We start from the raw sequence: 14,375 nt of genomic DNA, 5'->3' as shown, positions 1-14,375 counted from the left end.
GAAATACGATAGAACTTACTTTCGGTGATTTTCAGCTGGCCTTCGGTGAGAGGGACCATGGTCTGTACCGTACCCTTACCATAGGAGCGATCTCCGACGATGAGACCTCGGTTATAGTCCTGAATAGCGCCAGCAAAAATCTCCGATGCAGACGCACTTAGGCGATTGATCAGCACGACGAGCGGGCCGTCATAGTACGTGCTTCGAAGCCGCTTCCCGTCGCGCCAAACCCGCCGTGAGGAGTGTCGAATCTGAACCGTGGGGCCGTACTCTATGAACAGCCCTGTCAGGTCATTTGCTTCCTGCAGTGAGCCGCCACCATTACGGCGAAGATCAACGATCACGCCTTCGACATTCTCTTCTTCAAGCTCTGCTATGAGCTGCTTTACGTCTCGGGTAGTACTTTTATAGTTCTCATCACCGCGGCGCATGGCCTCAAAATCGATGTAGAACGTGGGGATGTCGATAACCCCGATACGAATGCTGTCTCCGTTCCCTTTAGGAAGCTCCAATACACGCTTCTGAGCGGATTGCTCCTCTAGCTTAACTTTGTTTCGGACAATCTTGATCGTCTTGCGCTCGGCATCGTTGCCGCCCTTGGAGGGGAGAACCTGCAAACGCACGGTAGAGCCCTTAGGGCCACGGATAAGCTCAACAACCTCATCCAAGCGCCAGCCAATAACGTCTTCAAAGGGGCCATCTTCGTCTTGGCCAACGGCAACAATGCGGTCCGAAGGTTTTAGCTCACCCTGCTTGTCGGCGGGCCCTGCGGGCACGATGCGAGCGACTCGGGTGTACTCGTCTTCCGGGGACAGAACGGCTCCGATACCTTCCAGAGACAGACGCATGTTGATGTTAAAATTCTCCGAGCGCCTCGGTGAAAAGTAATTGGTATGGGGATCGTACAACTCGGTGAGCGCGTTGGCATAGATCTGGAACGCGTCTTGAGCGTTGTACTGATTTACTCGACCTAACTGATTCTTGTATCGCTTAACCAGGGTCTCAGCCACTTCGTCCTGAGGTTTGTCCGCAAGACGCAGATTCAGAACCTGGTTTTTGATCTGCAGGCGCCAACGCTCGTCGAGTTCAGTCTGATCGGCCGCCCAGGCCACTTTATCTAAATCGAGTTCATAGCGCTCATCGATACTAAAATCCATGGCATCGACCATCTCGGGAAGAGTCTCCACGAGAGTTTCGAGGCGCTTGGTCAGCTGTTCATGAAACCTATTGAATATGGTGAAACCTGCATCCAGCTTACCCTTGGGTAACTCATCATCCATTAGGGTGCGGAAGCGCTCAAAGCCCGCGATATCGGAGGCTGTGAAAAACATCTTGCCGCCGTCCAGATTTTCCAGGTAATTGTCCAGATGCGCAGAGGATAGATCGTCATCATATTTCAGCTTGGCGTAATGACGCTGTTCAAGCTGTTCTATGAGCTCTGAGGCGGTGTCCTGCTGAGACTCGCTGTACTCGATGGCTGCCGCACTCGATGTAGTCGAGCCCAGGGCGGTGGTCAGCGCCAGAAAAGCCGCGGTATTTAGGAACGCTTTACGCACAGTAGCTTGCCTTATTATTGACTGGTCGGTGGTCTTGGGAGTGTAGCGTGTTAGTTTTTGAGGTCAAAGCGCCGTTACAGGGTCATGATTGGCCCTGAAGGCGCTTTTCTCGCCAAGTTCAGAGAGCTAGTTCAAAGAGAAAGATGCGTTAACGGTGACTGAGTAACTGAGGTGCCCCGCAGAATAGCTCTCGCTTGGAGACGGTGCCGCGGCATCCGCCGCCATCATCATCCGCTCGGCGCGCATGGGGCGGGGTGTGGACACCCGCTCGGTGCTTATGGAGATAACGGGGCCTCTTGTTTCGCCCAACGCCGCCACAATCACATCCGCACGCTCGCGCGCGTTCTCTGTAGCTGCTGCAAGAAGTTCCTGATAAAGCGCCTCCTCGTCCTGAAGGCCCAGTCGAGGAGCCTGCATGCGATTGATACCTGTGTCCGTGAGTGTCGTTACCAGCTCTCCCAGAGCTTCGAGGTTCAGTAATCGCACCTCAATACTCCGCGACACTCGATATCCTGTGAGTTCCTGCTTTCTTTCATCCTTAAGCCAGCGAAACTGTGGGCTAATCGCAAGGCCGGTGCTATCGATGTCGGCATCCGCTAATCCAGCTCCTCGCAAAACTGCCAGTGCTCGTCCAGTAATCGCATCGGCTTCACGACGGGCTGATGCGGCGTCAGCGTTTTCCGTCACCACATCAAGCTGCAGGAGGGCCATATCTGGCGCCACGCGGCGCTCCGATTTGCCGCTGACTGCAATATGACGTGTTTTGTCCTCAGCGTGCGCAATATTCGACTCGGCCGCAAGGCTGAGTATCAACGCGGCAAAGGCAGATACGAGAAAGAACTGGGGCTTGGGCATAGCTACTTTTCCAATAATTGAGTCTAGGAATATAGACCACAAGGCCTGCACGAGGTTCCTCTAACCTAACGCCACGAAGAGCTTAAGGTGCAGGGGCTGGTAGCGCCGAGGCGCTGCCGACATAATGGAGGATTGCTGATGGGAGGAGAAACGTGGCAACGCTTTTGATGCGCCATGCGGACGTAGTAGTCTGTATGGACGACGCGCAGCGGGAGATCCCCGACGGTGGCCTGTTTGTTCGTGACGGCGTTATTGAGGCCGTGGGAAGCACTAGCAGCCTGCCAGAGACCGCTGATCGTATTATCGACCTCCAGGGGCATGTACTCATGCCGGGTATGGTCAATACGCACCATCATCTTTACCAGAACCTGACGCGCCTGATGCCAAAGGCACAGAATGCGCCGTTGTTTGGTTGGCTGCAGGCGCTTTATCCCGTGTGGGAGCGTCTGACGCCCGAGGCTTTTCGTGTATCTGCGATTATTGGTTTGTCCGAGCTACTTCTTTCGGGCTGCACCACCAGCTCAGATCACCAGTATATTTTCCCGAATAGCAGTCGCCTGGATGACAGTATCGCGGCGGCGGCAGAGACCGGTATTCGTTTTCATGCGCTCCGCGGCAGCATGAGTGTCGGGCAATCGGCAGGGGGATTACCCCCCGATAGCCTCGTGGAAAGCGAGGACAGCATCCTCGCCGATAGCGAGCGCTTGATCAGTCTTTACCATGACGCGTCTGCGGGGTCGCGTATTCAGATAGCGTTGGCTCCCTGTTCTCCGTTCTCGGTAAGTCAGGAGCTCATGCGTGAATCTGCCGAGATGGCCAGAAAGCACGGGGTTCGACTCCATACGCATCTGGCTGAAAACGTAGAAGACGTCGCCTACAGCCGCGAACGCTTTAATATGACGCCGGGGGAATACGCAGAGGACCTCGGTTGGCTCGGTGACGATGTTTGGCACGCCCATTGTGTGCAATTGGATAGCCAGGATCTCAAGCGCTTCTCTAGCACCGGTACCAGCGTTGCTCATTGCCCCTGTTCAAACATGCGTCTGGCTTCGGGGATAGCGCCGGTTATGCCCATGTTGGCTGCCGGGGTTAACGTGGCCCTGGGCGTTGATGGGTCCTCCTCAAATGATAGTGGACATTTGCTGGCGGAGGCTCGTCAGGCGATGTTGCTGCAGCGCCTCAGAGAGGGCGCCGACGCCTGCGGTGTAAGAGATATGCTCAAGGTGGCGACCCGCGGCGGAGCGAAGGCCTTGGGGCGCGAGGGTGAAATAGGGCAGCTAAGCGTGGGATACCAGGCTGACTGCACAGCCTTTGCCGTAAACGATCTTTGGCATGCAGGCGCAGTACACGACCCTGTCGCCAGTCTCTTGCTGTGTTACTCCGGCGTTGCAGCTTATACCGTAGTAGGGGGCGACGTACTGGTGGATCGCGGCGTGCTCCGCGGTGTGGAGTTACAGCCTCTGCTGGATGATCACCGCGCTATGGCTGAGCGCCTGGCTATGGGCGAGCTTGCCTAGCTAGCTCGCGGGGCTTCCCGCGTTTATCCACTGCGCGACGACCCCTCGCTCTACATCGGTCATTCCAGTCTTATTCATGAAGGGCATATCGTGGCTATCGATACTCCGAGCCTTGATACGGGGAGACCACTGCTGCATCTGCTCCACAGTGTCGAGCATGACACCGCCTGGTGGCGTTGTGAAAACATCGTCGGTGGGCACTGCCGCGTGGCAACTGCTGCAACGTTCCCGGATAATGCCGTGCGCTCGTGGTGCTAGATCGTTTGCTGCTAAACCGTTCTCGGAAATGACGACAGGCTTAGGCGCTATTGCGATGGCCAACACTACGGTAGCAGCCATGGCGGCTCCGAGTATGGCAGGGCGATTGATGTTTACATGGCGGAGCACAAAATATTGTCTGGAGACCGCTGTAATCACCACGATAGCCAACAGGATTGCCCAGTTAAAGGCGTGCCCGTAGGTCATGGGGTAATGGTTGCTGATCATGATGAACAACAAGGGCAAGGTGAGGTAGGTGTTGTGTGTGGAGCGTAGTTTGGCTCTTGCGCCCCATTCGGGGTTTGGCGTTTCGCCTGCCTCCAACGCCCCGACGAGCTTTCGCTGCCCGGGCATGATTACCTGAAAGACATTACCCACCATGATGGTGCCAATTATCGCGCCGAAATGGATATACGCGCCGCGGCCGCTGAACAACTGAGACAGGCCCCAAGCCACAAACCCGCCAAGGATTAGAAGAACTACTGCTAGAAGCCATCCATTCTTCGCGAGGGGACTGATGCACAGCGCGGTGTAAGCAATCCAGCTACCGGCCAAAAACGTGAGACCCAAGCCGATAGCCTGCCATTGACTGAGGTCCGCAACGCGACGATCGATGAGATAGGATTCTGCTCCGAGGTAGTAGATCACCGCGAGGAGCACCATGCCCGTTAGCCAGGTACTGTAGGCCTCCCACTTGAACCAGTGGAGATGCTCGGGCATTTTTTCCGGAGCGCCGTGGTACTTAGCTACCTCGTAGATACCCCCACCGTGAACAGCCCACAAATCGCCCTTGATGCCTTTGTCCTTCTTCCATTGGGGTGGTTCTTCGAGGCTGTTATCCAGCCACATGAAATAGAAAGAAGCGCCAATCCAGGCGATGCCCGTAATAACGTGGAGCCAGCGGACAATCAGACTTATCCAGTCGACAAGATAGGTTTCCATGACTCGCGCTTCTCCTGTCTAGCTCGTTGCACTTTGCGTTAAGTGAGCATCAGGGACGTGGGTTTCATGCGCGTCCCGTTGATACATACATTCGCCCATAATCCACGTTTCTCGGACACAGCGATCATCTCCAAGGGTAGAGAGAACGAAAAGCGTTTCAAAGAGATCCTCGCAATGGGCGATGCGCTCTTTCATTAGCGGTGTCGCGGCAAGATCCAGGACCAGAAAGTCGGCTTCTTTGCCGGGTAAGAAATTACCCAGCTGATCCTCCAGATCAAGAGTACGAGCGCCGCCGAGTGTCGCCAGGTAAAAGCTCTTAAAAGGCGTAAGGGAATGACCCTGTAACTGTTGGATCTTGTAGGCCTCATCCATAGTTTCAAGCAGCGAGAAACTGGTTCCGGCGCCGATATCCGTGCCCAAACCCACGTGCACACCGCAGCTCTCAGCCATCGATATAGGGAACAATCCTGATCCCAGGAATAGATTCGACGTTGGGCAGAAAGCGATATTCGACTGTGTTTCCGCCATGCGCTGCCACTCGTTCTCACTGAGATGCACGCAGTGGGCAAACACACTCCGTCGCCCTAATAATCCGGCGTCATCGTAGCTGTGCAGGTAGTGATCCAGGTGCGGGAACAGCTCTTCTACCCACGCAATCTCGTTCAGGTTCTCTGACATGTGCGTGTGCAAATACACGTCCGGGTGCTCGCAAAGCAGCCGGCCTGCCGCTTTGAGCTGCTCTGGGGTGGATGTCGGTGCAAATCGGGGAGTCACCGCGTAGCGCAAGCGCCCGCGATTGTGCCACCGTTCTATGAGCTGTTTACTCTGTGAATAGCTGGATTCGGCGGTGTCGGTGAGAAAGTCCGGAGCGTTTCTGTCCATCATGACCTTGCCGGCAATCATACGAAGGTTGAGTGATTCGGCTTCGGTAAAAAAAGCGTCCACCGACTCGGGATGCACGGTGCCGAAAACCAGTGCCGTGGTTGTGCCGTTACGGAGCAGTTCTTTGAGAAAGCGCTTTGCGACGCGCTGGGCGTAATCAAAGTCACCGAACTGCGCCTCGGTAGGAAACACGTACTTATCAAGCCACTGAAGGAGCTGCTCGCCATGAGCGCCGATGATGTCCATTTGCGGATAATGGATATGTGTGTCGATGAACCCGGGAACGAGCAGGGCGTCCGCATGCTCGTTTATGACAGTGTCATGAGGTAGTGAGCTGAGAAGCTGGGAGGCCTCGCCGACTGCGATTACGCGGCCGTCGTCTACCAACAAGCCGCCATCAGCAAAGTAGGCATAACTGTCATTAACTTTGTTATCCCCACTGCTTTCACCACCGTCGCGATTCCCCGCTTCGCTCTTAAAGGGATCATCTAGGAAGTGCAGTATTTGACCGCGATGGAGAACTCGACTCATCAGGGCAGTACAAGTTGCATAGGGGACTTAAGTTCTAGCTCGTCACAGTTGTTACCCGGGCCAATGCGGTCCACCACAACGAAGTCTGATGCGGAGTCCAGGGCCAACAAATAATGATGCCAGGTCCCGCGGTGGTAGCTAATGCTTTGGCTGGAAGAAGCGAGAAAACCCTGAATAGCTGTCTCATCAAGATCTCCCGCTGGCGCAACGACAATCGCGTAAGGATTGCCACTGGTGTTAATGAAGGCCTGGGAGCCCAAGGGATGACGCTCCATGCCGCGCAGAACAAAACCCCCGCTAACGGCCTGGGCTCGAAACAAGCTCAGAACAGCTGACCCGCCTTCCGCTGCACAATCAACCGATGCCAGAGCATTATGTCGTTGCGTCAGACCTTCGTTTATGGGGTAGGTCTCGCAAGGGGTTTGTCCGTCGATAACAGCACCAAAGGGCGCAAAGAGCTCCGCAGTCAAAGGCTGTAAGGTAAGTTCTTTCACGCGCTAACTACCCCGGTAGGTAGAGTAACCATAGGGCGATAGCAGCAAGGGTATGTGGTAATGCTCGCCGCTATCGTCCAGATTGAAGACGACATCCACGTACGGGTAAAAAACGTCCGAATTGAGCTTTGAAAAGTAAGCTGCAGTGTCAAAGTGCATTCGATAGGTGCCGGCGGGCAGCTTGAGATCCGCAGCCAGCAGCCCCGCAACCCGCCCATCGTTATTTGTGACGCCCGAACTTAGCTCGGTCCATTCGTCGTTTTGGAACTGGTGAAGAGCGAGTGGGACTGCTGACGCCGGTCGACCCAGCGCAGTATCCAAGATATGCGTAGTGATTTGACTCATTGCCATTGCTCCAAGCGAATCTGCAGTATTTTTCTTTGCTCTTCGGCGGCGACCGCCAGCTCCTTTTCAGGATCGTTGCTCAGACGCTGCTCAAGTAGTTCGCACATTTCTTCAGCGGACTTACCTGTGGCGCACACGATAAAAATGTATCCAAAGGCTTTTTCGTACTGTCGGTTACCTTCCGCCAGTCTTTCGATAACTGTATCGCTGGCACTGGAGACTCCAGATTGTTCATGGGCTGCCAGATTGCCACTGCCGGCATACTTGGCCTTAAGCGAGGTCACGTCGCCAATCTTGGGATGGCCTTCAAAGGCTTCAAGGTAGTCATCGCGCTCCAGCGTATTCCATACGGAGTTTGCTGCTTGCTGGAGGGAAGAGAGGTCCTTGAAGGGTCGCTCTTCCAGTACGCCTGCTATCCATTGCTGACTAACGCAGCAAAGTTCTAGCGCCCGACTCGCAGCGTCTGTCGTGAGTGAGTTGAACTCTGTGATTGTCACTAGGTATCCCACTCGGCAATGCCAAACACTCGCAGACGGCTTACGCCCCCATCAGGATAAATGTTTAGCCTTACATGACTGAATTTCTGATCTTCGGGGCATAGAACTTCACGGGTATAGGTATGCTCACGGTCAGGGCAGAGACTTTGCTGATCAATAATCGGCGTCCACGATGCGTTTTCCGAAGGGACGTGGGCATCAGGCTCCATGCAGCCCTCCAGGCTGAAGCGGTCAGGGAAATTACCGCGCAAATGAGCGGTATCGAGTATCACTTTCCGCACGGTTCCTCGTTTACCCAACTTAATGATCGCCCAGTCGTTGAATTCGTCCCTGCGTCGCCGCGTCTCCCATCCATCACCCATGTTCACGCCACGACCGGGCATCACCAGGTTGTCTGTCGAACTGAAGAACTGATCTGAGGCTGCCACACCTCGGCCACCGAGTCCGACCGCTGCCAGATCTACCGTTTCGTCCTCAAGGTAGTCGCCCGCATCAGGCAGGACTTCACCATAAGCCCGAAATCGCGCTACGCCTCCATCGGGATAGATACGCAAACGAAGGTGCGTCCAACGCTCGGTGCTATCGCAAGGGATGGGGTTTTGTTCGTCGGGAAGAACATCGGTAAGGGGGATGATCTCCGTCCACTGTGTGTCTGACTCCGGATCGAGCTTTACATGGGTGCCGTCAACCGCGACTTGTAAGGGCGCATTCCCGCGAAAATGATGGGTATCGACATCGACACCGCGTATGCGGCCGGCAAACCCCAAACGTAAAACACACCAATCGTGATCCAGCTGACTCATTCTGAACTGGCGGCCAAAACTCCGGCGGGACTCCCAGCCGTCCATTACCTGGCCCTTATCCGAAAACTCGCCCGCTTTAAAAACACCGCGGCCAGGCTTTACCAGGTTGTCACAACTGGCGAACCATTGATCGCTGCAGTTGATTGCTCGACCGCCTACGCGTTCTGCCAATAAGTTGATATAGCGGAACTGGAAATCATCCATAGCGTCCCGGTCAAAATCATCGGTCATTGTTTTACCTTCGAGCTCGTTTCGCTCGCACTGTGAGCGCTGCCGGGCACACTCTGGTCGGCAGCTTGAGTTTTAGTAAATGAAGTTTGAGAAGCACTCAGCTGGGCCTGCAGCTGCTTCCAGCCAGGTCCGGGATTGCTCTGTATCGTATCTCGGCGCGCATGATAGTGCGCGATGACCTCGGCCGCTACCGATACCGCGATCTCCGCGGGCCTTTTTCCTGGGACCGCGGACAGACCAATAGGGCTACGGACCGTAGAAATATCATCCTTGCTAAAACCCCGATGTTGCAGTCGCATAGCAAAGCGACGCCACTTGCTTTCGGATCCGATGACGCCGACATAGGCGGCGTCTTGCCTACGCAGCGCAGCCTCCATAATCGCGTAATCCAAGGGATGCTGATGCGTCATGATCACGTAGTAGCTGCCCGGTGGCGCCTCGCTGACGATATCTACGGGCTCCTCGGGATGCAGCGCCGTGACACTGGGCGGGAGTGCTTCGGGGAACTCCGTAGTACGGGCGTCTACCCAGTGAACATTCAAAGGAAGTGTCGCCAACAGGGGGGCAAGGGCCCGACCCACGTGACCTGCGCCAAAAAGATAAAGGGGCTGTACAGCAGGTACAAAGTGCTCGAACAGAAGACTCGTGCTGCCACCACAGCATTGCCCAAGTTTCTCACCCAGAGGGAAATTCTCTACCCATTGCCCTGCCTGAATGCTGTTAAGCAACTCCTGCGCACGTTCCAGGGCCTGATATTCAAGTTCTCCGCCGCCAATCGTGCCCCGAAAGTCGTCCTTGCTCACCACCATTTTCGTGCCGGCATCACGCGGGGTTGATCCTCTGACACCCAGCATGGTGACGATGACATAGGCATGACCTAGCGTCTCACACTCTCGAACCCACTCACTCCAGTGGCCGTTTGCGGGAGCCATAACTAAGACGACCTTGAGCGCAGGCTCTCGCAGGCCATTAGCACTCGCTCGGGCGTTGCCGGAGTATCAAGTTTCGGGTGTACACGGTAGTCGGCCATACTAGAGATGGCATCGCGAAGGGCTGACCATACTGAAATAGCCAGCATTAACGGTGGCTCTCCCACGGCTTTGGAACGGAAAATCGTTGCTTCGGCATTGGGACTGTCGGGAAGTAGCTCCACATTGAAAATCGGCGGCGTGTCACCAATGGCCGGTATTTTATAGGTGGCAGGACCCACCGTTGTGAGACGCCCACTGGTATCCCAGGCAAGCTCCTCACTGGTAAGCCAACCCATGCCCTGTATGAATCCACCTTCAATCTGACCGATGTCTATAGCGGGGTTTAGGGAGTTTCCTACGTCGTGACAAATGTCCACCCGTTCAACGCGATACTCGCCTGTGAGGGTGTCGACGACAACTTCAGAAACAGCAGCGCCGTTGGCAAAGTAATAAAAAGGTCGTCCGCTTGCGGTTTCACGATCATAGTGAATCTTGGGTGTGCGATAAAAGCCAGTCGCGGACAGGGAAATACGCTGGCGGTAAGCAAGATTCACAAACTCGGCGAAAGTGAAAGCTTGCTCCCCGACGCTGACTTGATTAGGCGAAAAAACCACCGCATCTTCTGCGACAGAGAAGTGTTCGCAGGCAAATGCGATAAGCCGCTGACGTAGTGTCCTAGCTGCGTCGAGCGCAGCCATACCGTTGATGTCACTACCAGAGGAGGCGGCGGTTGGGGAGGTGTTGGGTACTTTGTCGGTTCGTGTCGCTGTGCAGCGAATATTCGAGATATCGATCTGCAGTTCTTGCGCGACGACCTGTGCAACTTTGGTGTACAGGCCCTGGCCCATCTCGGTGCCACCGTGATTCAGTTGAACACTACCGTCGGTATAAACGTGTAGGAGGGCACCGGCCTGATTGAGATGTTGCACGGTAAACGAGATGCCGAACTTCACCGGCGTTAGGGCAATGCCTTTTTTGAGAACGCTGTTACTGGCGTTAAAAGTGCGAATCGACTCCCGGCGGGCTCGATAGTCAGAAGTCTCCTCGAGCCGCTCCATAAGCATCGGCAAAACGTGTTGTTCAATCGTTTGCCCATAATGGGTGACGTCTCGGCCGCCCTCGGCGCTGTACAAATTACTCTTGCGTACATCCAATGGATCTCTGCCCGTAGAACGAGCAATAGCGTCGATTACGTCCTCTATGGCAACCATCCCCTGAGGGCCGCCAAAGCCGCGAAAGGCTGTGTTGGACACGGTATTCGTTTTTACGCGGTGGCCCGCAATTGCGACCTGGGGCAGGTAATAGGCATTATCACTATGGAACATTGCTCGATCTACAATCGCATCGGAAAGATCCGGGGACATACCACAGCCCCCGGCAAGCATAAGATCCAACGCCTGAATCTGGCCCTCATTATCAAACCCCACGTCGTAGCGACTCAGAAAATGATGGCGTTTTCCCGTGGCACGCATATCGTCACCCCGAGCGAGGCGGAGCTTGACCGCACGCCTTGTACGCCGCGCCAGTATGGCCGCCAGGCAAGCCCATTGGTTCGCATGGGTTTCTTTGCCACCAAAAGCTCCGCCCATCCGTCGAGTGTCTACGGTGACCTTATGGAGATCGACTTTCAGTACCTCGGCCACTAACTTTTGGCCCTCGGTTGGGTTTTGCGTTGAGGAATAAACGAGCATTCCGCCATCTTCTTCGGGAACACACAGTGATGCTTGCCCCTCAAGGTACATTTGCTCCTGTCCGCCAATCTGCAGTTCGCCCTGAAGCCGCTGGTCAGCAGTTCGCAGTCCTTCTTGCGCATTGCCTCTGCTCTGATAATGCGCAGGACGCACAAAGCTCTCTGCCGCTAGCCCCTCTTCGATAGTCAAGTGGGCGGGGAGGGCGGTGTATTCAATCTTAGCCAAGCGCGCAGCCCGTCGGGCAGCGGCGTAACTCGTCGCCGCAAGCGCAAACAACACCTGCCCGTGAAACTCCACGGTGTCGCCTATACCAACCATGAGTGGATCACCGGGGAACACAGAGCCAATGTCCACAATGCCGGGGATGTCGTCCCGCGTAATGACATCAACCACCCCTTCGGCATTTTTGACCGCAGCGAGGGACATGCTGGACACCACGGCATGAGCGACGGTCGACAGCCCGACATAGGCGTGGAGTGTTCCCGTGGGAGCCATCATGTCGTCGACATACACAGCTTCACCCGAGACGTGCTTAGCAGCGCTCTCGTGGGCGATCGCCTGACCTGCCGAACCTGCCGGTGTTGTGGCTGTGGTTGTGGTTGTGGTTGTAGTTGTTGCCGAAGTTGCAGCCGGCGCGTTGTTAGTCACAGTATTGCTCTCGTTAATCTCAGGCATGACTGCTTACTCGCGCTTTGAACCCAGACTCATCGTGAACCCGCGTTGGCGTATCTCCGCGATACTCCTGTTGCAAGCGCTCGAGAAGTCGTTGGGCAACAATCAAGCGATAGTCGGCAGACGCGCGAGCGTCAGTAATAGGCTGAAAATCTGTTGGAACAGCCGCTATTGCTGCCTCCACGCTGTCAGTACGAAGGTTCAGTCCTGTCAGTGCAGACTCCACTGCTTTCCCACGCTTGGGGATGGCGGCCATACCACCAAAGGCAGCCTTGGCTGAAACGATACGATCGTTATCCATTTCCAGTGCGAACACGGCGCACACCGATGAAATGTCGTCTTCAAAGCGTTTGGAGATTTTGTAGGCGCGTAAAAAAGTGTGCGCTTGGCGGCGCGGCAGTTTCGCCGTCGAGATAAATTCGCCCGGCTCCTGCAAGGTTTTCCGGTAGTCGAGGAAAAAGTCGTCGACGGAAACTTCTCGAATCCCACTCTTGGACTGGAGCTCAATGCTGCCACCCAAGGCCAAAAACACCGGTGGCCAATCGCCGATAGGGGAGGCGTTCGCAATGTTGCCAGCGATGGTGCCCTGAGAGCGGATCTGCAGGGATCCGAAGCGCTGAATCAACTCGTGAAGCTCCGGGTAATCATTGAAAACCGCATCTTGCGCAGCTCGATGGGTCACTGCCGCTCCAAAGCCAAGCTCGTCCTTGCCCACTTTCACAGCATGCAAACCGGGCACAGCGGCGAGGTCGATCAAAACAGGTAGCGGTGTTAGGGCCTGGGTGCTTTCCAGAAATAGATCCGTTCCTCCTGCGATAAGCCGAGCATCGGGATGCTCAGCCAGCAGGCTCGCCACATGGGCTGCATCCCGAGGCCGATAGTAGTGTCCATGTTCTGTCTCCAGAGCCGCTGTTTCGCTTTCTGTGTCCTGGAGCGCGCGCAGCTGATCCAAGGTGGCCTGCGCTCGCCGTGAGAATTGGTCCTTGCCGCTTTCTGCTAGCGCCTGTTCTGCAGCGTCGATGATGGGACGATAGCCCGTACAGCGGCATAGGTTTCCGCCAAGAGCCTCCAGTATTTTTTCGCGATCCACGGCGGCCTCGACATCAGCAGTAGAGTGGTACAGCGCGAACAGTGACATCACAAACCCGGGCGTGCAGAAACCGCATTGCGAGGCGTGGCACTCAATCATTGCCTTTTGCACCGGGTGCCACTTATCGCCGTCCTTAAGATCTTCAACGCTGATCAGCTCTGTGCCGTGAAGACTGCCTAAAGGGGCAATGCATGCATTAACGGGCGTGTACTCGAGGCCGCTCTCAGCCGCTTTAGCCACGACCACGGTACAAGCGCCGCAATCACCCGAAGCACAGCCCTCCTTGGTGCCAGTGAGTCCCCGGTGCTCTCGAAGGTAATCCAGTACGCTGGTGTCAGCACCGACGTTCTCAAGCGCGACTTCTTGCTGCTGATGTAAGAATCGAATCACAGACCACCCTCGCTGAGCATGCCGCGATTCTCGATGAAATCGATGACGGCCTGAAGTCCGTGTTCGCTCTTTAAGTTCGTAAACTCGAAGGGCCTTTCCCCGCGCATTTTTCGAGCATCGCGATCCATGACATCAAGATCAGCGCCTACGAGCGGTGCCAGATCAATCTTATTGATAATCAGGAGATCAGACTTGGTAATACCGGGACCACCCTTGCGTGGAATCTTGTCTCCGGCCGACACATCGATCACATAGAGAGTGAGATCCGAGAGCTCTGGACTGAAAGTCGCTGCGAGATTGTCCCCGCCACTTTCGATAAAGAGCACATCGAGATCGGTAAAACGCCCCTGCAATTCATCAACCGCCGCGAGATTCATCGACGCGTCTTCCCTAATGGCTGTGTGGGGGCAGCCGCCAGTTTCTACGCCCAGAATTCGCTCGCCTTCCAGAGCGTCGTGACGGAGCAAAAACTCAGCATCCTCTCGGGTGTAAATGTCGTTGGTGATAACACCGATGCTATAGCGATCTTTGAGGTGCTGACACAGCAAACGCACTAAAGCGGTTTTACCGGACCCAACGGGGCCGCCGATACCTACTCGAAGCGCAGGTTTACTCATCCTTCAATTTCCTTTTGGCAATAATTGTGGTGG

13 protein-coding genes are annotated in these 14,375 nt (G+C 55.4%); 1 reads left to right on the top strand and 12 read right to left on the bottom strand.

Annotated features, from left to right (window positions below):
* Positions 1-1,556, bottom strand: a 1,556-nt coding sequence (locus tag AB8B76_RS08175) for a S41 family peptidase (protein ID WP_405271566.1), incomplete at its 3' end; no start/stop codon positions are given.
* A gap of 126 nt (positions 1,557-1,682) precedes the next feature.
* On the bottom strand, positions 1,683-2,411 hold the full coding sequence (locus AB8B76_RS08170; protein ID WP_405271565.1) for an SIMPL domain-containing protein: 729 nt from the start codon (positions 2,409-2,411) through the stop codon (positions 1,683-1,685).
* A 152-nt stretch (positions 2,412-2,563) separates the two neighbouring features.
* Here AB8B76_RS08170 and AB8B76_RS08165 point away from each other — a divergent pair, with 152 nt between their 5' ends.
* Positions 2,564-3,928, top strand: a complete 1,365-nt coding sequence (locus AB8B76_RS08165) for an 8-oxoguanine deaminase (protein WP_405271564.1) — start codon at positions 2,564-2,566, stop codon at positions 3,926-3,928.
* On the opposite strand, the gene AB8B76_RS08160 is transcribed toward AB8B76_RS08165, so the two are convergent.
* Genes AB8B76_RS08160 through ureG form a run of 10 tightly spaced genes read right to left on the bottom strand, consistent with a single transcriptional unit; the run spans position 3,929 to position 14,342 of the window.
* The gene (locus AB8B76_RS08160) at positions 3,929-5,128 is read right to left on the bottom strand and encodes a urate hydroxylase PuuD (RefSeq protein ID WP_405271563.1); all 1,200 of its coding nucleotides are present in this window, start codon (positions 5,126-5,128) and stop codon (positions 3,929-3,931) included.
* 18 nt (positions 5,129-5,146) lie between these two features.
* Complete coding sequence (gene guaD, locus AB8B76_RS08155; protein WP_405271562.1) at positions 5,147-6,541, bottom strand: guanine deaminase; 1,395 nt, start codon at positions 6,539-6,541, stop codon at positions 5,147-5,149.
* The gene (locus AB8B76_RS08150; RefSeq protein ID WP_405271561.1) at positions 6,541-7,035 is read right to left on the bottom strand and encodes an ureidoglycolate lyase; all 495 of its coding nucleotides are present in this window, start codon (positions 7,033-7,035) and stop codon (positions 6,541-6,543) included. Before AB8B76_RS08150 ends, guaD begins: the two co-directional genes overlap by 1 nt.
* A gap of 3 nt (positions 7,036-7,038) precedes the next feature.
* Positions 7,039-7,380, bottom strand: coding sequence for a hydroxyisourate hydrolase (uraH, locus tag AB8B76_RS08145; protein WP_405271560.1), 342 nt, complete (start codon positions 7,378-7,380; stop codon positions 7,039-7,041).
* Positions 7,377-7,877, bottom strand: coding sequence for a 2-oxo-4-hydroxy-4-carboxy-5-ureidoimidazoline decarboxylase (uraD, locus tag AB8B76_RS08140; protein ID WP_405271559.1), 501 nt, complete (start codon positions 7,875-7,877; stop codon positions 7,377-7,379). The genes uraH and uraD overlap by 4 nt, the downstream gene beginning before the upstream one ends.
* The gene (gene alc / locus AB8B76_RS08135) at positions 7,877-8,911 is read right to left on the bottom strand and encodes an allantoicase (RefSeq protein ID WP_405271558.1); all 1,035 of its coding nucleotides are present in this window, start codon (positions 8,909-8,911) and stop codon (positions 7,877-7,879) included. The genes uraD and alc overlap by 1 nt, the downstream gene beginning before the upstream one ends.
* Positions 8,908-9,843 (bottom strand): xanthine dehydrogenase accessory protein XdhC, encoded by a 936-nt coding sequence (gene xdhC, locus AB8B76_RS08130; protein WP_405271557.1) that lies wholly within the window; start codon positions 9,841-9,843, stop codon positions 8,908-8,910. Before xdhC ends, alc begins: the two co-directional genes overlap by 4 nt.
* A gap of 2 nt (positions 9,844-9,845) precedes the next feature.
* Positions 9,846-12,248 carry a xanthine dehydrogenase molybdopterin binding subunit gene (gene xdhB, locus AB8B76_RS08125; RefSeq protein ID WP_405271556.1) on the bottom strand — a complete coding sequence of 801 codons (2,403 nt, stop codon included), beginning with the start codon at positions 12,246-12,248 and terminating at the stop codon, positions 9,846-9,848.
* Positions 12,241-13,725 carry a xanthine dehydrogenase small subunit gene (gene xdhA, locus AB8B76_RS08120; RefSeq protein WP_405271554.1) on the bottom strand — a complete coding sequence of 495 codons (1,485 nt, stop codon included), beginning with the start codon at positions 13,723-13,725 and terminating at the stop codon, positions 12,241-12,243. The genes xdhB and xdhA overlap by 8 nt, the downstream gene beginning before the upstream one ends.
* Entirely contained in the window at positions 13,722-14,342 is a 621-nt protein-coding gene (gene ureG, locus AB8B76_RS08115; RefSeq protein ID WP_405271552.1) for an urease accessory protein UreG, read from the bottom strand. Before ureG ends, xdhA begins: the two co-directional genes overlap by 4 nt.
* Positions 14,343-14,375: the final 33 nt, after the last annotated feature.

Origin of the sequence: Congregibacter sp. (assembly GCF_045107095.1) — a bacterium.
Lineage (GTDB): Bacteria > Pseudomonadota > Gammaproteobacteria > Pseudomonadales > Halieaceae > Congregibacter.
This window is presented reverse-complemented; position numbering and strand designations above follow the sequence as displayed.